The organism is Hymenobacter humi, from assembly GCF_042665855.1.
Classification (GTDB): domain Bacteria; phylum Bacteroidota; class Bacteroidia; order Cytophagales; family Hymenobacteraceae; genus Hymenobacter; species Hymenobacter humi.
Genome location: NZ_JBHTEK010000001.1, coordinates 2,592,989 through 2,612,046, shown reverse-complemented (window position 1 = coordinate 2,612,046; position 19,058 = coordinate 2,592,989). Strand labels below are relative to the sequence as shown.

Annotated in this window: 19 protein-coding genes and 3 pseudogenes; 13 read left to right on the top strand and 9 right to left on the bottom strand. The window is 60.0% G+C overall.

Annotated elements, in window-relative coordinates; translation table 11 throughout:
- Positions 1-40: 40 nt before the first annotated feature.
- On the top strand, positions 41-1,534 hold the full coding sequence (locus ACFQT0_RS14655; protein ID WP_380203812.1) for an oligosaccharide flippase family protein: 1,494 nt from the start codon (positions 41-43) through the stop codon (positions 1,532-1,534).
- Between the two features lie 236 nt (positions 1,535-1,770).
- Here ACFQT0_RS14655 and ACFQT0_RS14650 read toward each other — a convergent pair whose 3' ends face one another.
- Positions 1,771-2,823, bottom strand: a complete 1,053-nt coding sequence (locus ACFQT0_RS14650) for a methyltransferase domain-containing protein (RefSeq protein WP_380203810.1) — start codon at positions 2,821-2,823, stop codon at positions 1,771-1,773.
- Between the two features lie 184 nt (positions 2,824-3,007).
- A complete protein-coding gene (locus ACFQT0_RS14645; RefSeq protein ID WP_380203808.1) occupies positions 3,008-3,346 on the bottom strand; it encodes a tetratricopeptide repeat protein in 339 nt (112 codons plus the stop codon).
- Between the two features lie 153 nt (positions 3,347-3,499).
- Between ACFQT0_RS14645 and ACFQT0_RS14640 the strand changes: the two genes are divergently transcribed.
- The 4 genes from ACFQT0_RS14640 to ACFQT0_RS14625 all read left to right on the top strand — a co-directional run bounded on the left by ACFQT0_RS14640 (position 3,500) and on the right by ACFQT0_RS14625 (position 6,790).
- The gene (locus tag ACFQT0_RS14640) at positions 3,500-4,240 is read left to right on the top strand and encodes an electron transfer flavoprotein subunit beta/FixA family protein (RefSeq protein ID WP_380203806.1); all 741 of its coding nucleotides are present in this window, start codon (positions 3,500-3,502) and stop codon (positions 4,238-4,240) included.
- A 97-nt stretch (positions 4,241-4,337) separates the two neighbouring features.
- On the top strand, positions 4,338-5,315 hold the full coding sequence (locus ACFQT0_RS14635) for an electron transfer flavoprotein subunit alpha/FixB family protein (RefSeq protein WP_380203804.1): 978 nt from the start codon (positions 4,338-4,340) through the stop codon (positions 5,313-5,315).
- A gap of 284 nt (positions 5,316-5,599) precedes the next feature.
- Positions 5,600-6,160 (top strand): bifunctional nuclease family protein, encoded by a 561-nt coding sequence (locus tag ACFQT0_RS14630; protein WP_380203802.1) that lies wholly within the window; start codon positions 5,600-5,602, stop codon positions 6,158-6,160.
- Positions 6,161-6,274: 114 nt separating this feature from the next.
- The gene (locus tag ACFQT0_RS14625; RefSeq protein WP_380203800.1) at positions 6,275-6,790 is read left to right on the top strand and encodes a YfiT family bacillithiol transferase; all 516 of its coding nucleotides are present in this window, start codon (positions 6,275-6,277) and stop codon (positions 6,788-6,790) included.
- Positions 6,791-6,993: 203 nt separating this feature from the next.
- On the opposite strand, the pseudogene ACFQT0_RS14620 reads toward ACFQT0_RS14625, so the two are convergent.
- Both ACFQT0_RS14620 and ACFQT0_RS14615 read right to left on the bottom strand, forming a co-directional pair.
- A pseudogene (locus ACFQT0_RS14620) lies at positions 6,994-7,810 on the bottom strand (ABC transporter ATP-binding protein).
- Between the two features lie 90 nt (positions 7,811-7,900).
- Positions 7,901-8,632, bottom strand: coding sequence for an MlaE family ABC transporter permease (locus tag ACFQT0_RS14615; protein WP_380203798.1), 732 nt, complete (start codon positions 8,630-8,632; stop codon positions 7,901-7,903).
- A 127-nt stretch (positions 8,633-8,759) separates the two neighbouring features.
- Between ACFQT0_RS14615 and ACFQT0_RS14610 the strand changes: the two genes are divergently transcribed.
- Entirely contained in the window at positions 8,760-9,449 is a 690-nt protein-coding gene (locus tag ACFQT0_RS14610; protein ID WP_380203796.1) for an SDR family oxidoreductase, read from the top strand.
- A 301-nt stretch (positions 9,450-9,750) separates the two neighbouring features.
- On the opposite strand, the gene ACFQT0_RS14605 is transcribed toward ACFQT0_RS14610, so the two are convergent.
- Positions 9,751-9,972: a GIN domain-containing protein gene (locus tag ACFQT0_RS14605; protein ID WP_380203794.1), complete on the bottom strand. Its 222-nt coding sequence runs from the start codon at positions 9,970-9,972 to the stop codon at positions 9,751-9,753.
- Between the two features lie 58 nt (positions 9,973-10,030).
- Positions 10,031-10,549 (bottom strand): annotated as a pseudogene (locus ACFQT0_RS14600) (GIN domain-containing protein); the annotation flags it as partial.
- A gap of 27 nt (positions 10,550-10,576) precedes the next feature.
- Here ACFQT0_RS14600 and ACFQT0_RS14595 point away from each other — a divergent pair.
- From ACFQT0_RS14595 to gldC, 7 genes and pseudogenes are all read left to right on the top strand, one after another.
- Positions 10,577-11,310: pseudogene (locus tag ACFQT0_RS14595) on the top strand (SDR family oxidoreductase).
- A 52-nt stretch (positions 11,311-11,362) separates the two neighbouring features.
- Positions 11,363-12,271, top strand: a complete 909-nt coding sequence (gldA, locus tag ACFQT0_RS14590; protein WP_380203793.1) for a gliding motility-associated ABC transporter ATP-binding subunit GldA — start codon at positions 11,363-11,365, stop codon at positions 12,269-12,271.
- 165 nt (positions 12,272-12,436) lie between these two features.
- The gene (locus tag ACFQT0_RS14585) at positions 12,437-12,691 is read left to right on the top strand and encodes a hypothetical protein (protein WP_380203791.1); all 255 of its coding nucleotides are present in this window, start codon (positions 12,437-12,439) and stop codon (positions 12,689-12,691) included.
- Positions 12,607-13,161, top strand: a complete 555-nt coding sequence (locus ACFQT0_RS14580) for an ABC transporter permease subunit (RefSeq protein WP_380203789.1) — start codon at positions 12,607-12,609, stop codon at positions 13,159-13,161. The genes ACFQT0_RS14585 and ACFQT0_RS14580 overlap by 85 nt, the downstream gene beginning before the upstream one ends.
- Entirely contained in the window at positions 13,161-14,891 is a 1,731-nt protein-coding gene (gldG, locus tag ACFQT0_RS14575) for a gliding motility-associated ABC transporter substrate-binding protein GldG (protein ID WP_380203787.1), read from the top strand. Before ACFQT0_RS14580 ends, gldG begins: the two co-directional genes overlap by 1 nt.
- 174 nt (positions 14,892-15,065) lie before the next feature.
- Complete coding sequence (gene dnaN, locus ACFQT0_RS14570) at positions 15,066-16,190, top strand: DNA polymerase III subunit beta (protein ID WP_380203785.1); 1,125 nt, start codon at positions 15,066-15,068, stop codon at positions 16,188-16,190.
- A gap of 255 nt (positions 16,191-16,445) precedes the next feature.
- Positions 16,446-16,784: a gliding motility protein GldC gene (gene gldC, locus ACFQT0_RS14565; RefSeq protein ID WP_380203783.1), complete on the top strand. Its 339-nt coding sequence runs from the start codon at positions 16,446-16,448 to the stop codon at positions 16,782-16,784.
- A gap of 73 nt (positions 16,785-16,857) precedes the next feature.
- Here the strand turns inward: gldC and ACFQT0_RS14560 are convergent, their stop codons facing one another.
- The 3 genes from ACFQT0_RS14560 to ACFQT0_RS14550 all read right to left on the bottom strand — a co-directional run bounded on the left by ACFQT0_RS14560 (position 16,858) and on the right by ACFQT0_RS14550 (position 19,011).
- Positions 16,858-17,241: a hypothetical protein gene (locus tag ACFQT0_RS14560; protein WP_380203782.1), complete on the bottom strand. Its 384-nt coding sequence runs from the start codon at positions 17,239-17,241 to the stop codon at positions 16,858-16,860.
- A gap of 295 nt (positions 17,242-17,536) precedes the next feature.
- Positions 17,537-18,076, bottom strand: coding sequence for a dCTP deaminase (gene dcd / locus ACFQT0_RS14555; protein ID WP_380203780.1), 540 nt, complete (start codon positions 18,074-18,076; stop codon positions 17,537-17,539).
- Positions 18,077-18,135: 59 nt separating this feature from the next.
- Positions 18,136-19,011 carry a hypothetical protein gene (locus ACFQT0_RS14550; RefSeq protein WP_380203778.1) on the bottom strand — a complete coding sequence of 292 codons (876 nt, stop codon included), beginning with the start codon at positions 19,009-19,011 and terminating at the stop codon, positions 18,136-18,138.
- Positions 19,012-19,058 lie beyond the last annotated feature (47 nt).

Genomic DNA, 19,058 nt, shown 5'->3' with positions numbered 1-19,058 from the left:
CACCTACTTCACTCAGTCACTCTCCCACTCAGTCACTCTTTTGGGCATCGTTCAGCGCCAGGGCATTCGCAACACCCTGATTTCTTATGTCGGCCTGGCCATTGGCTTTGCCAATACCATTCTGATAATGCCGCGGCTGCTCTCGCCAGCGCAGATTGGCCTGACGGGGGCCGTGCTGGTGCCGTTGGCTACCATTGCCGCGCAGGTGTCGTCGTTTGGGTTGGCCAGCACGGGCATGCGGTACTTCCCGTTTTTCCGGAACCAGGGCCGCAACCACGCCGGTTTTTTCCCGCTGCTGCTGGGGCCGCCCGTGGTCGGGTTTCTGCTGGTGGCGCTGCTGCTGTGGGCGGGCAAGCCGCTGGTGCTGCAGTGGTACGCCAAGGGCGACGATGCCGCGCTGCTATCCTCGCACTACCTGGTGGCCATTGGGCTGGCGGGCTGCATACTAATGGGCTCGTTGCAGGACGCCTACCTGCGCTCGCTGTTTCATACCTCGTTTTCCTCGTTTTCGCAGGAGATTTTGCTGCGGCTGATGCTGGTGGGGGCCGCCGTGGCCTATAGCCAGCACTACCTCAGCTTTCACGGGTTTGTGCTGGCATATGCGGGCGCCTACGCCGTGGTGGCGCTGCTGCTGGCGGGGTACCTGGCAGCCATTGGCGAGCTGCACCTGCGGCCCACACGCGCGTCGCTGCGCATCAAACCCCTGGGCGAAATGCTAGGCTTTGGCGCGTTTATGCTTTTGAGCAACATTTCCGGCACCATCCTGCTCAACATCGACACCATGCTGGTGGGCACCAAGCTGAGCCTTGCGGCGGCGGGCATTTACCTCATTGCCACCAACATCAGCACAGCCCTGGTCCTGCCCTTTCGCGCCCTTTATAAAACGGCCTTCTCGCTGATTGCCGAGTACTGGAAAGAAGGCGACATGGCCAAAATGGCCGATTTTTACCGGCGAAGCACGCGCATCAACACCTTGCTGGGCTGCTACCTGGCCCTGGGCATCGGCCTGAATCTGGACTTCATCTACGGCCTGATTCACCGGCCCGAATACGCCGTGGGCACCACGGCGGTGCTGCTCCTGCTGGCCGGCCGGCTCGTCGATGGTATCACAGGCGTCAATGGCATCATCGTGGCCACCTCGCCGCGGTTCCGGTTCGATTTGATATTCAATATTTCCCTGGCCGCCGCCGTGGTTGGGCTGAATTGGGTACTGATTCCGCGGCTGCAGCTAGCGGGCGCGGCCCTGGCCTACTGCATCGCGCTGGTCAGCATCAACGCGGTTCGCACGTGGTTTGTGTGGCGCAATTATGGCCTGCAGCCGTTTGATGGCAGCATTGCGCGCATTCTGGCCGTGGCGGCCGTGGCCGGCACCCTCGCCTGGCTGATGCCCACGCTGTCCAACGCCTGGCTCACACTGCTGCTGCGCGGCGGGGTGCTCACCCTGGTGTACGGGGCGGGTGTGCTGCTCACCCGAACCGCGCCGGAGCTAATGCCGATTATAGCTGGCATTAGGGCCCGTATTGCTAAAAAATAAGGGCAATGAAAAACGGTCATGCTGAGCGGGGCAACCTCACCCCCGGCCCCTCTCCAAAGAGAGGGGAGCCACGGCACACGGTTTGGCTCAATTCATAACAACAGGAAGGTCCCGGCTCAATTGAGTGGGACCTTCCTGTTTGTCGGTAAACGTCAGGCTCCCCTCTTTTTGGAGAGGGGCCGGGGGTGAGGTTCCCGCTGCGCGCTGCTTGAGCGTTCTTTTATCAGGCACCGACGCTAGCAGCAGCCGCCACTGGCCGCTTCTCCCGAGGCTTTGGCTGCTGCGGGCACCGGGCCGCAATCAAACAGGCCGAAGTGCCGGCTCTTATCGCCCACCACCTGGAAATAAGGCGCGTAGCGCGTTCGGCTCAGCATATCGGCGGTGTTGCCGCACACCAGCATGGGCCGGCCGGTTTCGAAGGTGTGGTGGTCGTCGAGCACAAACTGCGTAGGCTGGCCGGGCACGGTGCCCAGGTAGGTAGCCACCTGCCCGTGGTCTTCGCAACGGTCTTCGAGGTCGAGCTTGAAGGCGCGCACGGTGAATGAATAGAAGCCGATGTTGCCCACTTTTGCTTCAATCTCGGGGTTGTTGATGGTGAGGCGGCGGCTGGAAAACAGGCGGTAATCGTGCACGCCCAAGCTTAGCAGCAAGCGGCGGAAATCCTCGGTGTACATCGCCCCGCTCAGGCATTCGCCGTAGAGAATGGGGTCCTGACGCAGGGCTTCGGGCACGCGGCGGTCGGCAAATACGTCGGCGATGAACAGCTCGCCGCCGGGCTTCAGCACCCGGAAAATCTCGCGGTAGGTGGCTTCCTTGTCGGTGCTCAGGTTGAGCACGCAGTTGCTCACCACAATGTCCACGCTGTTGTCGGGCAGGCCCGCGGCTTGCAAATCCTCGATGTAGCCGTGGCGGAACTCCACGTTGGGCTGGGCGTAGCCAAACTTTTCGGTGTGGAAGGCAATGTTTCGGCGGGCTACGTCCAACTGAGCCTCGGTCATGTCCACACCGATGACGTGGCCGGTTTCGCCCACCAGCTTCGAGAGCAGGAAAGCATCGCGGCCCGAGCCGCTGCCCAAATCCAGCACCGTGCAGCCTTCGATGGCCTCGGGAATGCACACGCCGCAGCCGTAGTATTTGTCCAGCACTTCGGGCGCGAGTTGAGCCAGAATACGGCGGTGCGCCAACGGAATGTCGTCGGTGCAGCAGGCGTTGGTGAGCAGGTCCTGGCTGGTTTGCAGCTGGGTGCCGTAGTAGTCTTGCACCTGGGCGTGGGTTTCGGTATGGGCCATGGGGAGGGTTGAGAAGTCTGGAACAACCGGGCGTCCGGCTCGATGTTCCGGGGCGCGGCTGCGAAGGCATGTACGGGACTCAGGACTTACCCCGATTGCTGAAAGAGCCGGGATATTTATTTTGGACAGCTCGTCGGTATTGTAAAGGGCCCACCTGCCCGCTGCATCCTTAAAAAAGCCGGGCCTAGTCGTCCTCGTAGTCCAGGCCGAGGCAGCTGTTCAGGGCCTGCAGCAGCTCGCTGGCGGCGTGCTGCTGGCCTGCCGACCGGGCCACTTTCAGGCCGGTGCGGTAAACCTTTTCGGCTTCGTCCTTCTTATTAAACTGCTCCAACAGCTTGCCGGCGTGGTAGTACGTGCCCACGTAGTCAGGGTGTTCGCTCAGTAGTTTTTGATAAAATTCCCAGGCCCGCTCCGGCTCCTGGGCCCGGTATTCAGTAGCCAGGGCATATATCGTGAAGGCATCGGTTGGGTCGTCTTCATAGAAAGCCAATAACTGCTGCAAACGGGTGGCCGGAGTGTTCATCAGGGAGGGAGTTTTGTTTACCTTTGGGGCAAAATTGCGGCTTTTCCAGCGTATATCTGTTTATAGGGTTCGCTGCCCAAAGCCGGAAGGTTCCCGCAGGTTGTTATGCATGCAGCCTTTTTCCTGATTTTCGCTCACACTAAGCCCGTTTAGATGAAGTTTCTGGTTTGTATTTCCAACGTGCCCGACACGACCACCAAAATTACCTTCACTCCTGATAACAAGGAGTTTAACAAGGCCGGGGTGCAGTTCGTTATTAACCCTTGGGATGAATACGCCCTCACCCGCGCCATTGAGCTGAAAGAAGCCGCCGGCAGCGGCACCGTTACCGTCCTCAACGTGGGCGAAGCCGACACCGAGCCCAACATCCGCAAGGCCCTGGCCATTGGCGCCGACGACGCCATCCGGGTGAACGCCGCGCCGCAGGACGCCTACTTTGTGGCCGAGCAAATTGCGGCCATCGCCAAAGAAGGCGCCTACGACGTGATTCTGATGGGCAAGGAAAGTATCGACTACAACGGCTTCCAGGTGCACGGCATGGTGGGCGAAATGCTCGGCATCCCCACGGTGGCACCGGCCATGAAGCTGGACATGAGCGGCAACACCGCCACGCTGGAGCGCGAAATCGAAGGCGGCAAGGAGATTGTAACCGTGAACACGCCCTTCGTGGCCTCGTGCCAGCAGCCCATGTGCGAGCCCCGCATCCCCAACATGCGCGGCATCATGACGGCCCGTACCAAGCCCTTGAAAGTAGTTGAGCCGGTAGGAGAGCCCGCCCGCACCCAGGTTACCGAGTTTGCACTGCCGCCCAAGAAGCAGGGCGTGAAGCTCATCCCGGCCGAAAGCGCCGGCGACCTGATTAAGCTGCTGCGCAACGAAGCCAAGGTTATCTAATGAAGAATGAAGAATGAGGAATGAGGAATTGGCGTTAGGCCTGTTCTTCCGTTTGCTCATTCTTCATTCTTAATTCCTCATTCTTCATTAAGAAAAGATGTCTGTATTAGTTGTAGTTGAATGCGCCGACGGCGAAGTAAAAAAGTCGTCGCTGGAAGTCGCCTCTTACGGCGCCGAAGTGGCTGCCATGCTGGGCACCACCGCCACGGCCATTGCTGTGGGCGAAGCCACCCAGGCTAACCTGGCCACGCTGGGCGAGCAGGGCATCACGAAGGTGCTCTACGATGCCGAGCCCCGCCTCAAGGATTTCGTAAACAACGCCTACACCAAGCTTATCGCCACGGCGGCCGAGCAGGAGCAGGCCAAGGTGATTATCCTGGCCAATTCCAACATTGGCGCGGCCGTAGGCTCGCGCCTGTCGGTGCGGCTCAAGGCCAGCCTGGCCACCAACGTAGTGGAGCTGCCCAAGTCCACCGACGGCCAGTTTATCGTGCGCCGCGGTGCTTTCTCGGGCAAGGCGTTTTCGGACGTGGTGCTGAGCGGCGACCGCAAAATCATTGCCGTCAAGAAAAACTCGACCGAAGCCAAGCACGAAGCCGGCAAAACTGCCGAGGTGGTGAGCTTCACGGCTCAACTTTCGGACGCTGACTTTGCCGATGCCCCCACGCAGGTGGTGATGCAGGACCAGGCCGGCGGCATCCTGCTGCCCGAAGCCGACCGCGTGGTATCCGGTGGCCGCGGCATGAAAGGGCCCGAGAACTGGGGCCTAATTGAGGACCTGGCCAAAGCCCTGGGCGCGGCCACGGCCTGCTCCAAGCCGGTGTCGGACGTCGACTGGCGCCCTCACCACGAGCACGTGGGCCAAACCGGCATCACCGTGTCGCCGAACCTGTACATCGCCTGCGGCATTTCGGGCGCCATCCAGCACTTGGCCGGCGTGAACAGCAGCAAGGTGATTGTGGTCATCAACAAAGACCCGGAAGCGCCCTTCTTTAAGGCGGCTGACTACGGCATTGTGGGCGACGTGTTCGACGTACTACCCAAGCTGACGGCGGCCGTAAAAGAACTGAATTAATATTTTTTCAAGCATTTGGGGACTTAGACGTCGGGTTTTCGTAGGGAAATCTGACGCCTAAGTCCCCAAATCTTTTTAAGGCGGTGCGCAGCAACTCAATTTCGCGCCGGTTAGCCGGACATTTGTTTAATTGCACCTACATCCACCAGCCCGACAGCTCCGGCGTGCCGCCCTTTTCAACCTCGTCTGTAAGACACCCACTCCCCTAGTACCTTGAAAAAATCCAGCTTGAAATCCTGGGCCTTTCGTCCAGCCAGTCCCAATCTGGCTCCTTTGCGCTGATTTTGGGCGAAAAGGGCGGCAACCGCCGTTTGCCCATCATCATCGGCATGTTCGAAGCGCAAAGCATTGCCATCCAAATCGAGAAAATCAGCCCCAACCGTCCCCTCACCCACGACCTGTTCAAATCGTTTGCCGAGCACGTGCACGTGGTGATTCTGGAAGTGGTGATTTCTGATTTGAAAGAGGGCGTGTTCTACTCGCGCATCGTGTGCTCCGATGGCGCCACCACGTTCGACATCGACGCCCGCCCTTCCGATGCCATTGCCATCGGCCTGCGCTTCGGCGTGCCCATCTTCACCGTCGAGAGCGTGCTCAGCGAAGCCGGCATCATCCTTTCTGACCTGGACGAAGCCGAAAGCGAGGCCGAGGAAGAGGAGGACGACGAAGACGAGGATACCGACAGCGACTTGCCGCGCCCCAGCCGCTCCCAGCCCGAGGCGCGCGAGCCCAGCGGCCAGGTGTCGCTCGACGAGCTGACGAAAATGCTGGCCCAGGCCCTCGAAAAAGAAGACTACGAGAAAGCCGCCAAAATCCGCGACGAATTGAACAAGCGCAACGGGTAACGCGGCGCTTTGCTCAATGAGCAATGAAGAATGAGGAATTGGGAATTTGCTTCCAATTCCTCATTTTTTTGTGGTCAAGCCTGCTGCTTCATTCCTCATTCTTCATTCGAAACAATGGACCTCAGCTATCCCATCGGGCATGCCCAATTGCCGGAGGGCGCCCTTTCCCTGACCGAACGCACGGCGCTGATTCAGCAAATTGCCGAGCTGCCAGCCCACCTCACGGCCGTGGCCAAAGCGGTGGGCGGCGTGGCCCTGGAGCGCCCATACCGCCCGGGCGGCTGGTCGGGCCGCCAGGTTATTCACCACCTCGCCGACTCGCACATGAACTGCTACTTCCGCTTCCGGCTGGCCCTGACGGAAGAACACCCCACCGTGCGCCCCTACGACGAAAAAGCCTGGGCGGAGCTGCCTGATGTGGCCGCCACCCCCATCACGGTGTCTCTGACGCTGCTTGAGGCCCTGCACACGCGCTGGGTCACGCTGCTGCACCACCTCAGCGAACAGCAATGGCAACGTACGTTTTACCACCCCGGCACCAAGCGCGATTTTACCCTGGACCAGGCCCTGGCCCAATACGCCTGGCACGGGCAGCACCACCTGGCGCACCTCCAGGCTCTGCAGGCATAAAAAGGCCCGTCCGGCAATGCCGGACGGGCCTTTGAGTTAGCTGGCCTGATGTAGAGACGCTTACTTGCGTCTCATAGTTGAACGACGCGCGCTGGACAGTTGCTATTGGGAATCAACCATGTGGCGCGGACACCGAGACGCAACTATGCGTCTCTACATTACTCCAAAAAACAGCTCAACCGGCTTCAGGGTGGCAGATTGGGCTAAATGCCGCCGCCGTAGGTTACGCCTTCGGTAATGGCGGCCAGGCCGCCTTCCGACTCGTCGTCTACTTTCTTGGCGGCGCGCACCAAGGCGCTGCTGAAGATAAACTCTTGCAGCTCGGGCACCTCGGCGTTCAGGATTTCATCCTTGGTGCCGTCCCACAGCTTTTTGCCCTGGTGCAGGAAGATGATGTGCTCGCCAATCTCAATCACGGAGTTCATGTCGTGGGTCACGATGACGGTGGTGATGCCGTACTCGTGGGTGATTTCGCGAATCAGGCTCGTCGATTTTGATGCTGGTGGCGGGGTCGAGGCCGGAGTTTGGCTCGTCGCAGAACAGGTAGGTACAGTGCGGGGCAATGGCCCGGGCAATGCCGACGCGCTTTTTCATGCCGCCCGAAATCTCGGCGGGCATCTTATCGCCGGCCGCTTCCAGCCCAACGCGCTTGAGACAAAACTCCACCCGCTCGCGCCGCTCTTCGGGCGTCATTTCGGGCGTGAGCATCTGCAGCGGAAACTCCACGTTCTGGGCCACCGTCATCGAGTCGAACAGCGCCGAACCCTGAAACAGCATGCCGATTTTGCGGCGTATTTCCTGCCGGATGTCAATCTTGCTGTTGGTGTACACCGTGCCGTCGAAGGTGATGGAGCCAATGTCGGGCTTCATCAAACCCACGATGCACTGCAGCAGCACGCTTTTGCCCGTGCCCGAGCCGCCGAGCAGCAGGTTGCACTTGCCGGTTTCAAACACGCACGAGATGCCCTTGAGTACCGGCGTGCCGTCGAACGATTTTTCGATATTGGATACTTCTATCATAAGAGTTTCTGGTTTCTGGTGGCTCGTTTCTGGTTGTCAGTCCGGCTACAGGGCAAGCAAGTAACGAGAAACTAGCAACCCGAAACACAATCACAGCAGCAAAGCGGCCAGGGCAAAATCAGCGATGAGAATGGCAATGATGGAATTGGTAACGGCACCCGTGCTGGCCGCTCCCACTTCCAGGGCGCCGCCGGTGGTGTAGTAGCCTTTGAAAGCCGAAATGCCCGACACCAGGAAGGCAAAAACCACGGCCTTGATGAGGGCAAATACTATGTTGTAGGGAATAAAATCGGTCCGGATGCCTTCGATGTAGTCCTGCGCCGTCATCACGCCGGTGAGCGTGCCGGCCAGGTAGCCGCCCAGAATGGACAGGCCCATTGCCAGAATAACCAGCAGCGGGAACATGAGCAGGGCCGCAATAATGCGCGGCAGCACCAGGTATGACGTGGAGTTAATACCCATTACTTCCAGCGCCGAGACCTGCTCGGTGATGCGCATGGTGCCCAGGCCGCCGGCAATGCTGCTGCCCACCTTGCCCGCCAGCACGATGCTGGTGATGGTGGGGGCCAGCTCCAGAATGGTCATTTCGCGCACCATGTAGCCGATGGTGGACTGCGGAATGAGCGGGTTGGTGAGGTTGTAGGCAATCTGCACGCAGGTTACCGCCCCAATGAACGCCGACACGATGGAAACGATGACGATGGAGTCGACCCCGATGAGCATGGCCTCTTCCATGGTCCGGTTCCAGAGCACACTGAAGCGCTCCGTGCGGGACACCATACCGCGCAGAAAAAGGACAAACGTGCCGAAAGTTTTAAGCATTGGGGAGTTGTTGGGAATAAAAACCGAAGTTTGGGCGGCCGTGTTGCTACAGACGAGCATCTGCTCAACGCGCCACCTTACGTAAAATAACCCTAAGACAGTGCAAACGAGCGAAAAATTAATTGTTGTGACTGGCGGCAGCAAAGGTATCGGACGCGCCGTAGTGTCGCGCTTCCTGCGCGCGGGTTATCCGGTGGCCACCTGCGCGCGGTCGGCGGCCGATTTAACTGCTCTCACAACCGAATTGACCGCCGATGTTCCCGGCGCCGTGCTCCACACCCTGCCCGCTGACCTGAGCCAGTACGAAGACTGCGCCCGCTTTGCCGCGTTTGTGCTGGGCCTGGGCCTGCCGGTGGAAATCCTGGTAAACAACGCCGGTGCCTTTATCCCCGGCCGCCTGCAGGACGAACCGCTCGATGGCTCGCAGCTGCGCCAGATGCTGGCCGTGAACATGCTCAGCGCCTACGACGTCACCTTGCCCCTGCTGCCGGGCTTAATCGCCCAGGGCCGCGGCCACATCTTCACCATCTGCTCCACCGCCAGCATCACGGCCTACCCCAACGGCGGCTCCTACGGCATTGCCAAGCACGCGCTGCTGGGCTTCACCAAAAACCTGCGCGAAGAGCTCAAGCCCAGCGGCGTGCGCGTGACGGCGGTGCTGCCCGGCCCCACGCTCACGGCCAGCTGGGAAGGCGTCGACTTGCCCACTGACCGGTTTGTGCAGTCCGAAGATGTAGCGGACGTGGTGTTTTCGGCCTACTCCCTCTCGCCGCAAGCCGTGATTGAGGAAATCCTCATTCGGCCGCAGGCTCGGTGACTTAGGGTAGCTCAATTTTCCAGCTCAGAAGCTGTTTAGAAAGTCGCCTATTTCCAGCAGAACGTCATGCCGAGCGTAGCCGAGGCATCTCGCTCGCGCCGCCAGTCATGCTCATCTGGCGTCCCGAAGGAAGCGTCTTATCTGGTCAGAACCACTCGTTGAGCCGTGAGAAGATGCTTCGCAGGCGGACGCTACATGAGCATGACAGACGATTGAGTTACCACCACACGCGAGATGCCTCGGCTGCGCTCGGCATGACGGACTTCCTAAACCGCTTCTCACTATTAAATCGAGTTACTTCCTACTCCGCTTTCGCCTGGCCTTTGCCCGTCAATTTAATGTCGGTATAAACAGGATTGCCGCTGTAATAGAGGGTGCCGGTGCCGCCCACGGTGCCGCCCACGGCCTGGCTGGCCCGCACGTGCGCATCGCCGTCGCTGTCGCGGGTCAGGTTGAAGTAGCAGCGGCGGGCGTTCAGGTTCTGAGCATATAGCCGGCCGGCGCCACCCAAGGTGAAGACCATCTCCTCGGTGCTGCCACGCAGGGTCACATCGCCCAGGCTCGTATAAGTCCAGGTGAACCTGCCGGGCCTTGACGGTCAGGTCAAAGTCGCCCGCGCCAATCAGGTGGAAGAAAATAGTATCCTTTTCAAAGTGCCCAACAGTGCTCACGTTGCCCTGCCCGCGCAGAAATACATTCGTGATGGTGGGCAGGTGCAGGGTGACTTCGCGGGGCGAGTCGTAGCTGCGGGCCCAGTTGCAGCGGCTGGTGTTGGCAATTTCCAGGTGGTTGCCTTTGCGGGTAAATTCGATGTCGTCAATCAGGTTTTTGCCAGCCCTGACTTCGGCGTAAGTCTGGGTATCCTGCACGATGCGCACGTCCACGTTGTCGTACGCCGTGACGGTGAGCAGGTCGGGGGCCACGTCGCGCCGCTGGGTAATAATTGCGCCGGTGCTTTTGAGGCAGTCGCCCCCGTGGCCCGGCCCGCAAGTACTCAGGCCCGCGGCCAACCCCAGTCCCAGGCCGGTGCGAGCCACTACATTCAACACCCCGAACCACCCCTTGCCGCTAACTTGCGGCCGCAAACTCGTATAGCGCATTTGCAATCTTACTTTTCCCAAAGATAAATGGACCTCACCGGTAAAGTCGCCGTCGTTACGGGCGCCAGCAAAGGAATCGGGCGCGCCACCGTAGAAGCCCTGCTGGCCCGCGGGGCTACCGTAGCAGGCTGGGGCCGCACCGCTCCCGAAGGCCTGGAGCACGACCGTTTTCAGTTTTTTGAGTGCGACGTGCGCGACGAAATTGCCGTGGCCGAAGCCCTCACCAATACCCTGCGCGAGCTGGGCCCCGAAATCCACGTGCTGGTGAACAACGCCGGCCTGGGCATCGCCGGTCCCGTCGACGGCTTCAAAAGCGAGGACTGGAAGCTGATGTTTGACACCAACGTGCACGGCACCTTCTTCTGCTCGCGCGCCGTGCTCCCGCAGATGAAGCGCCAGCAGCGGGCCACATCATCAACATTGCCAGCATCGCCGGCACCACCGGCATCGAGAACATGGCTGGCTACTGCGCCAGTAAATTTGCGGTGCGCGGTTTTTCGCAGTCCTTGTTTAAGGAGGTGCGCAACGACGGCATCAAGGTCACCTGCCTGTATCCTGGCTCAACCCAGACCAATTTCTTCGACGACATTCCCGGCAGCGCCGCCAACGACTCGATGATGAAGCCCGAAGACATTGCCAGTGCCATTATCTACTCTATCGAAACGCCTTTCAACTTTCACATCGTGGATATGGAAATGCGGCCGCTGCAGCCAAAAAGTAGGAACCCGCCTTGGCGCGTTCTGTCGTTGAATGAATCTTAGAGTGAGTAAGCCTGCCGTCGAACGCGCCAAGGCGCGTTCCTACAACTAATACATGGTAGAAATAGAGCACCTGACCAAAACCTACGGCACCCAAAATGCCGTGGACAACATCAGCTTCACGGCGGGCAAGGGCGAAATCGTGGGTTTCCTGGGGCCGAACGGCGCGGGCAAGAGCACCACGATGAAGATTGCCACCGGCTACCTGCCTCCTACTTCCGGCACCGTGCGCGTGGCTGGCCACGACGTACTCACCGAGAGCCTGGCCGTGCGGCGCCACGTGGGCTACCTGCCCGAGCACAACCCGCTGTACCTCGACATGTACGTGCACGAGTACCTCGAATTCATCGGTTCGGTGCACGGGCTGCGCGGCTCCGGCCTGCGCACCCGCGTGGCCGAGCTGGTGCGCCGCGTGGGCCTGAGCCGCGAGCAGAACAAGCAAATCGGCGCGCTCAGCAAAGGCTACCGGCAGCGCGTTGGGCTGGCCCAGGCCCTCATCCACGACCCGGACGTGCTCATTCTCGACGAGCCCACCACCGGCCTCGACCCCAACCAGATTCTGGAAATCCGCCAGCTAATCCGGGAAGTGGGCGAAGACAAAACCGTCATTTTCAGCACCCACATTCTGCCCGAAGTCACGGCCTTGTGCTCCCGTGTGCTCATCATCAGCCGGGGCAAGCTGGTGGCCGACAGCCCCGTGGCCGAGCTGGCGGCCCGCGCCGCCGGCGAAACCGTGGTGCGCGCCGAGTTCGAAGGCGCCGTGGACACGGCCAAACTAGCCCAGCTGCCCAACGTGCGCCACGTTGAGCTGGCCCCGGACGGCGCCGTCCTGCTCCGCACTGCTCCCGGCACCGATGTGCGCGCCGCCGTGTCGCGTCTGGCCGGCCAGGAGGGCTGGATACTGCTCGGCCTGCGGCAGGAGCACCAGAGCCTGGAAGAGGTGTTTGGGGAACTGACGAAATGAATAGTGACAAGTTCCGTGACAGCAGGCAAAAAGAAAGTCATGCCGAGCGGAGCCGAGGCATCTCGCGTGTGATAGTGACCCAATCGTTCAACGACGCGAGCGAGATGCTTCGGCTCCGCTCAGCATGACGTTCGAGTGAGTCTAATAAGACGGTTAAAAAACCATATGCTAACCATCCTTCAAAAAGAATTCAACTCCTTTCTGAACTCGCCCGTCGCTTACGTGGTGCTGGGCGTGTTCCTGATTGCGACCGGCCTGTTCGTGTGGGTGTTCCCCGACAGCAGCGTGCTGGACTACGGCTTTGCCGACCTGCAGACGCTGTTTACGCTGGCGCCGTGGATATTCCTGTTTCTGATTCCGGCCATCACCATGCGCACGTTTGCCGAGGAAAAAAGGCCGGCACCATTGAGCTGCTGCTAACCCGCCCGCTCACCGACTGGCAAATAATTGGCGGCAAATATTTTGCGTGCTTTCTCTTGGCCTTGCTGGCCCTGATTCCCACGCTGCTCTACTACTACTCGGTGTACAAGCTGGGCAGCCCGGAAGGCAACATCGACTCGGCCGCCACGGTGGGCTCCTACCTGGGGCTGGCTTTCCTGGCGGCGGTGTTTGCGGCCATCGGCATCCTGGCATCGGCCCTCACGCGCGACCAGATTATTGCCTTTCTGGTGGCCGTGGTGGGGTGCTTCCTGATTTATTCAGGTTTTGATTCGCTGGCCTCGGTGCTGGAAGGCAGCCCCGCCTACTACGTCAGCCAGCTGGGCATTGCGGCCCACTACCGCGACCTGAGCAAGGGTTTGGTTGACTCCCGCGACTTAATTTATTTCATCAGCGTGGTTTGGCTGGCTTTGCAAGCCACCCGGCTGGCCTTACGTAGCCGGAACTGGTAATGGAAAACACGCTCACGAACTCGCCGGTGGCTCCCCTGGCTCCTGCCTCGCGCAAGCGGCACGACTTAACGGTATTTGCGGCGGTGGTAGCGGGGCTCCTGCTGCTCAATTTTGCGGCCCAGCGCTTGTTTTTCCGGCTCGATTTAACGGAAGAGAAGCGTTACACCATGTCGCCGGCCACCAAAACGCTGCTGCGCGACCTCAAGCAGCCGGTCACCATCACGGTGTATCTCACGGGCGACTTTCCGCCGGCTTTCCGCCGCCTGGAGCAGGGCGTGCGCGAAACCCTCACCGAATTCCAGGTCTACGGCGGGGCCAACCTGAACTACATCTTCATCGACCCCAGCGCGGCCAGCACCGAAGCCGCCCGCAACCAGTTCTACGCCTCGCTCTTCAAGAAAGGCCTGAAGCCCACCAACCTGGGCGCCACCGAAAACGGCAAGCGCGTCGAGAAAATCATCTTTCCCTGGGCCGTGGTGAGCGTGGGCGGCCAGGACCGCAACGTGCTGCTGTTGCGTGGCAACCAGGCTGCCCCGGCCGACGTGCGGCTCAACCAGAGCATCGAAGGACTGGAATACGAGCTAGCCAGCACCATCCGCACGCTCACGCCCAGCCTGCGCAAGCGCATCGGCGTGATTGAAGGCCACGGCGAGCTCACCAACGCCCAGGCCGGCGACATGCTCAGCACCTGGCAGCAGCAATACGACGTGTATCGCGTGACCCTGAGCAAAGTACCCGACCTGCGCGCCCTCGACGCCGTGGTGGTGGCCCAGCCCAAGACGCCCTATTCTGAAACCGACAAGTTCAAGCTCGACCAGTTTATCAATCAGGGCGGCCGGGCCCTGTTCTTCGTCGATGCGCTGCGCGTGGACCTCGACAGTGTGAGCCGCAACGGTGTGGCCCTGGCCACGCCCTACAACCTCAACCTCGACGACCTGTTATTCAAATACGGCCTGCGCCTCAACCAGAACCTGCTGCTCGACCTCAACTGCGGCCAAATTCCGCTCGTGACCGGCATGGACGGTAATAAGCCCAAAATTGAGCCCATGCCCTGGCAGCTGTACCCGCTCATCAACAAGTTCAGCGCCCACCCCATCACCCGCAACCTCGACGCGGTGTACCTGAAGTTTACGGGCAGCCTCGACACGGTAAAGGCCCGCGGAATTCGCAAAACCCCGCTGCTGAGCACCTCCCGCTACACCCGCGTGCTGCCCGCGCCCGTGCCCATCAATTTCAACGACGCGCGCCTCGAGCCCAATCCCAAGCTGTATAAAAACGGCTTTCAGCCTGTGGGCTACCTGCTCGAAGGCCAGTTTACGTCTTTGTTTGCCAACCGCGCCCGGCCCGGCACCCTGAAGTTTCAGCCCGAAAAATCGCCCAACGCCAAGCCCTCCAAAATCGTGGTGCTGGCCGACGGCGACTTCATCCGCTCGGAAATCGACCCCAAAACCGGCAACCCCTTCCGCCTGGGCTTCGACCGCCTCGCCAACACCGAATTCGCCAACCGCGAGCTGGTAATGAACGCCACCGACTACCTGCTCGACGAAACCGGCCTCATCGCCGTGCGCGGCAAGCAAATCACCCTCCGCCCCCTGGATAAGGTGAAGCTGGCCGAGGAGCGCCGCCGCTGGCAGTTGCTCAACATCGGCGCGCCGCTGGTGCTGCTGGGGCTGTTTGGGGCCGTGCGAGCGTGGCGGCGCAAGCGGCGCTATGCCAGTTTTGCTGCCTAACAATTAGCTGCTTCATTGTTTGCTTGAGCTGGCTAAGGGACGACACAACCGTGGCTTCGGCCCACTTAGCTCAACTATAAAATTCGCCTTTTTGAGATACACCCGTTGGGCCTTCCAAAGCCCAACCCCGCCGCGTATCTTTGCCCTCCCTCACCCAAAACCTAGCCTTGCACCATGAAATTCATTGTTTCGTCTTCCGCGCTGCTCAAGCAGCTGCAAAGCATCAACGGCGTGGTTACGAACAACCCCGTGGTGCCCATTCTGGAGAACTTTCTCTTTGAGATTGAGGCCGGTAAGCTGACGATTACGGCCTCGGACCTGGAGACCAGCATGATTACCGAGCTGCCGGTAGAAGCCCGCGATACCGGCCGCATTGCCGCCCCGGCGCGCATCCTGCTCGATACCCTGAAGAACCTCCCCGACCAGCCCGTGACCTTCACGCTGGACGAGGAAACCTACACCATCGAAATCAGCTCGGCTAATGGCCGCTATAAACTGGCTGGCGAGAATGCCGCCGACTTCCCCCGCGTGCCGGTGGTGAAAGGCTCGTCGCCTATTGAGATGCCGTCGTCGTCGCTGGCCCGGGCTATCAACAAAACCATCTTCGCGGTGAGCACCGACGAGCTGCGCCCGGCCATGACCGGCATTCTGGTGCAGCTGGCCGATAACCAGGTCACCTTCGTGGCCACCGATGGCCACCGCCTGCTGCGCTACCGCCGCCAGGACGTGGGCGCCGGCCAAACCGCCAACCTCATCATCCCGCGCAAAGCCTTCAACCTACTGAAAGGCACGCTGCCCTCCGAGGCCACGCCCGTGACCATGGAGTTCAACCAGAGCAACGCCTTCTTCAGCTTCAACCAGATGCGCCTTGTGTGCCGCCTGATTGACGAGCGGTACCCGGACTACGAGAACGTAATTCCAGTGAGCAACCCCAACAAGCTCATCATCAACCGCGCCGAGCTGCTCAACTCGGTGCGCCGCATCAGCATCTACTCCAACAAAACCACCCACCAGGTGCGCCTGCGCCTGGCCGGCTCGGAATTAGTGGTTTCGGCCGAGGACCTCGACTTCAGCAACGAAGCCAAGGAAACCCTCACCTGCCAGTACGACGGCGAGGACATGGAAATCGGCTTCAACGCCCGCTTCCTACTCGAAATGCTCTCCAACATTGACTCCGAGGAAATCACCCTGGAGCTGAGCACGCCCAACCGCGCCGGCCTGCTCATGCCCACCACGGCCGATGAGAACGAGAACATCCTGATGCTGGTGATGCCAGTGATGCTCAACAACTACGTCTAACCACTGATTAGCGCGGATTTTAGCGGATTTCACGGATTTTGTAGCTGGCATTTTCACGGGCCAGCTACAACACCTGATTTGCTGCTCCGCGTTGAGCTGTTACGGCGCCGTTACGTCCTGAGCCCGGACAACCTCATCCTTTGAAATCCTGGCGAAATCCTGGCGCCAACCCACCCTATTATTCAGACGAAAGCCAGGGAGAATACCTCAATCGTCTACAAAATCCGTGAAATCCGTTAAAATCTGCGCTAATCAGTGATTAAGAAATCAGAAATCCGCTTCAGCATCGCCCTCGACGAGAACAAAATCCCGGAGGCCATCAGCTGGTCGGCCACCGATGCGGGGCCGGACATTCACTTCGCCAAGGCCATCAACATTGCGCTGTGGGACCGCGAGCAAGTGGGCACCATGAAAATTGACCTTTGGACCAAAGACATGCCCGTGGACGAAATGAAGCGCTTCTGCGTGGACAACATCGGCTCGATGGCCGAAAACATCGTGACGGCCACCGACGACAAGGAAATGGCGGCCAAGATGCGGGCCCTCTGCAAAGAGCTGTCGGAGTACCTGGACAAGCAGGAACAGGGCCGCTAAGCAGCTCAACTTCTCAAAAAAAGCCCCGTCGCGATTTGCGACGGGGCTTTTTTGTGTGGTGTTATTCTAAAAACTAGCGGGCATTCCGGCCAAGATTACCAGCCGGGGCGTTAGCCGGCTTGGGCTTCGTGGGCCCGACAGTAGCATCGTTAGCCCGGGCCGGAGCGGGATTCTGCACGGCATCGGCTAAGAGAATGCTGGCCGATTGCGAAGCGTAGTCCTTGTCAGCCTTGTAATACGCAGCACGCGCGCTGAAATAGCTGCTGTACTGGTCGTTGCTGAGCACGGAAACCAGTTCCTTGTCGCGCTCCTTGCAGACGCCGGCGCATTGCTCATCGATAAGCTTCTGGTTGCCGGCGTTCTTGCGTTCGATGGCGGCCATCTTGGCAATTTTATCGGCGTTGATGGCGCGGAGCTTGGTAGTCTGGTAGCCGTTGAGGCGCAGGTCGCGCGACATCCGGTAGCTCAGGCGGTCGGCCCGGGCTTCTACCGGATTGAGCCGGGGCTTGATTGCGTTTTGTCCCGCACTTCAACGATGGATGCGCGGGAAGCTTGCTGAGCAGAAGCAGCGTTGGCAAGCAAGGCAAAAGTCAGGGCAGCAAAAGCGGTTTTCATAGTCATCGTCGTAGGAGTTTTGGTAACGCACTTACGCAAGGACCGGGCCAATCGAATGGGCCTCAGTTGCCAGGTTAAACGCAGAAAAGAGCCTTACGGTTCGAAAAATGCAGGCCGAATAGCTGCCGCAGCTCAGGCTACCACTTGTTTTTCCACATCATCGACTCCACCGGTTTATCCGTCCGGTCGTTGTATTTAGCGCTCTGCTTGCGGTTGTACATGGTGGCCACGTCGCCCTGCACCATGAAGTAAATCAGCTGGCCGATGGGCATGTGGCGGTACACCCGCACCGGCATCGACACGCTGATTTCCAGGGTCCAATGGTTGCAGAAGCCCACGTCGCCCTTGCCCGCCGTGGCGTGGATGTCGATGCCGAGGCGGCCCACGCTGCTCTTGCCTTCCAGGAAGGGCACGGTGGCGTGCGTTTCGGTATACTCCTGAGTCACGCCCAGGTAGAGCGTGCCGGGCTGCAGGACAAACCCCTCGTTTTCAGGAATTTCAAAGGTGTCGATTTCGTTGTGCTTGCGGGCGTCCAGCACCGCGTCGCGGTAGGTGGAAAGGTATTTCCCGAGGTGGACGTCGTAGGAATTGGTACCCAGGCAGCTGCGGTCGTACGGCTCGATGATGATGGTGCCTTTTTCTATTTCCGCAAGAATTTGCTGGTCGGTTAATATCATTAGAATAAGTTGGGCTGAATATGGAAGGCTGCGCTCCTCCGCGGGTGCAAACGCTGGGGTTAGTCGTCGTCGTGGCGGGACGGGTCGGCGCGCTCGTAGTCGTCTTCGTCCTCGTCGTACCGGTCTTCGCGCAGGCCCTGCGAGCGGGTAGGCCGCAGCCGGCTCACGAGGCTGCGCGGCTCGGGTTCGGGCTCCGGCTCGGCCGAAAGGTTGTTGATGCGCCGGCTCAACCCGGGCAGCACCGTGGTGATGAGATAGAGCAGCATCAGCACGCTGGTCAGGCTCAGCAGCAGGGTGAAGTAGTCGAGCCAGTCGTGGCGCGGCGCAGGGCCGGCTTCAGTGGACTGGGAAGTCAGTGGCCGCTCGTCGCCTGAAGCGGACGTTGCATCGTCGTCGTGTGTGGTGAGCGGGGCCGTAACGGGCGCTTCGGCCTGGGCATCCACGTCGGCGGGCGGCACGGCGGCCACCTCTTCGGGGGCACCGGACGCGTTGAATTGCGCCGTGGCCTGCTGAATGAGGCGCTGCTCGGCCCGAATGAGGGCCACCCGCTCGTCGCGCGGCAGGTTGTGAATGAAGAACTCGAAGTTCTTGTCGAGCAGCACCGACTTGAGCTGTTTTTCGAACTCGGCCAGGGTGTTCGGGCCGTTGCCGTAGCGGTTTTTGTACCGCTCGGCAATGCCGTTATAGTTCATAAACAGCTGCTTGAGTGCGGCGTTATTACCAAACTCATCGAAGCTGCGGCGGGCGGCCGCAGTGCGCAGCGTGATGGGAAACTTGCCACGGGTAAACGACTTGTCGTACACCGTCTCCATTGTCCGGAAGTTCAGCTCGTCGATGGTCTTATCGAAGAGGCGCTTGTTGGCTTCGGCGGGCGTTTGGGCGTGGGCCAGCTGGCCCAGCAGCAATAGCAGAACGAAAAGAAACGGTTTTACCATGGAGCAAAGGTATAGCGCAAGGTTTCGCGAAGTTTAAAAAGAAAGTT

Bases quoted from the DNA above. Each gene is read 5' to 3' on its own strand.
- ACFQT0_RS14650 (WP_380203810.1), bottom strand. From the start codon at position 2,823: ATGGCCCATACCGAAACCCACGCCCAGGTGCAAGACTACTACGGCACC.
- ACFQT0_RS14645 (WP_380203808.1), bottom strand. From the start codon at position 3,346: ATGAACACTCCGGCCACCCGTTTGCAGCAGTTATTGGCTTTCTATGAA.
- ACFQT0_RS14640 (WP_380203806.1), top strand. From the start codon at position 3,500: ATGAAGTTTCTGGTTTGTATTTCCAACGTGCCCGACACGACCACCAAA.
- ACFQT0_RS14635 (WP_380203804.1), top strand. From the start codon at position 4,338: ATGTCTGTATTAGTTGTAGTTGAATGCGCCGACGGCGAAGTAAAAAAG.
- ACFQT0_RS14625 (WP_380203800.1), top strand. From the start codon at position 6,275: ATGGACCTCAGCTATCCCATCGGGCATGCCCAATTGCCGGAGGGCGCC.
- ACFQT0_RS14615 (WP_380203798.1), bottom strand. From the start codon at position 8,632: ATGCTTAAAACTTTCGGCACGTTTGTCCTTTTTCTGCGCGGTATGGTG.
- ACFQT0_RS14605 (WP_380203794.1), bottom strand. From the start codon at position 9,972: ATGGTCTTCACCTTGGGTGGCGCCGGCCGGCTATATGCTCAGAACCTG.
- gldA (WP_380203793.1), top strand. From the start codon at position 11,363: ATGGTAGAAATAGAGCACCTGACCAAAACCTACGGCACCCAAAATGCC.
- ACFQT0_RS14585 (WP_380203791.1), top strand. From the start codon at position 12,437: ATGCTAACCATCCTTCAAAAAGAATTCAACTCCTTTCTGAACTCGCCC.
- gldG (WP_380203787.1), top strand. From the start codon at position 13,161: ATGGAAAACACGCTCACGAACTCGCCGGTGGCTCCCCTGGCTCCTGCC.
- dnaN (WP_380203785.1), top strand. From the start codon at position 15,066: ATGAAATTCATTGTTTCGTCTTCCGCGCTGCTCAAGCAGCTGCAAAGC.
- ACFQT0_RS14560 (WP_380203782.1), bottom strand. From the start codon at position 17,241: ATGTCGCGCGACCTGCGCCTCAACGGCTACCAGACTACCAAGCTCCGC.
- dcd (WP_380203780.1), bottom strand. From the start codon at position 18,076: ATGATATTAACCGACCAGCAAATTCTTGCGGAAATAGAAAAAGGCACC.
- ACFQT0_RS14550 (WP_380203778.1), bottom strand. From the start codon at position 19,011: ATGGTAAAACCGTTTCTTTTCGTTCTGCTATTGCTGCTGGGCCAGCTG.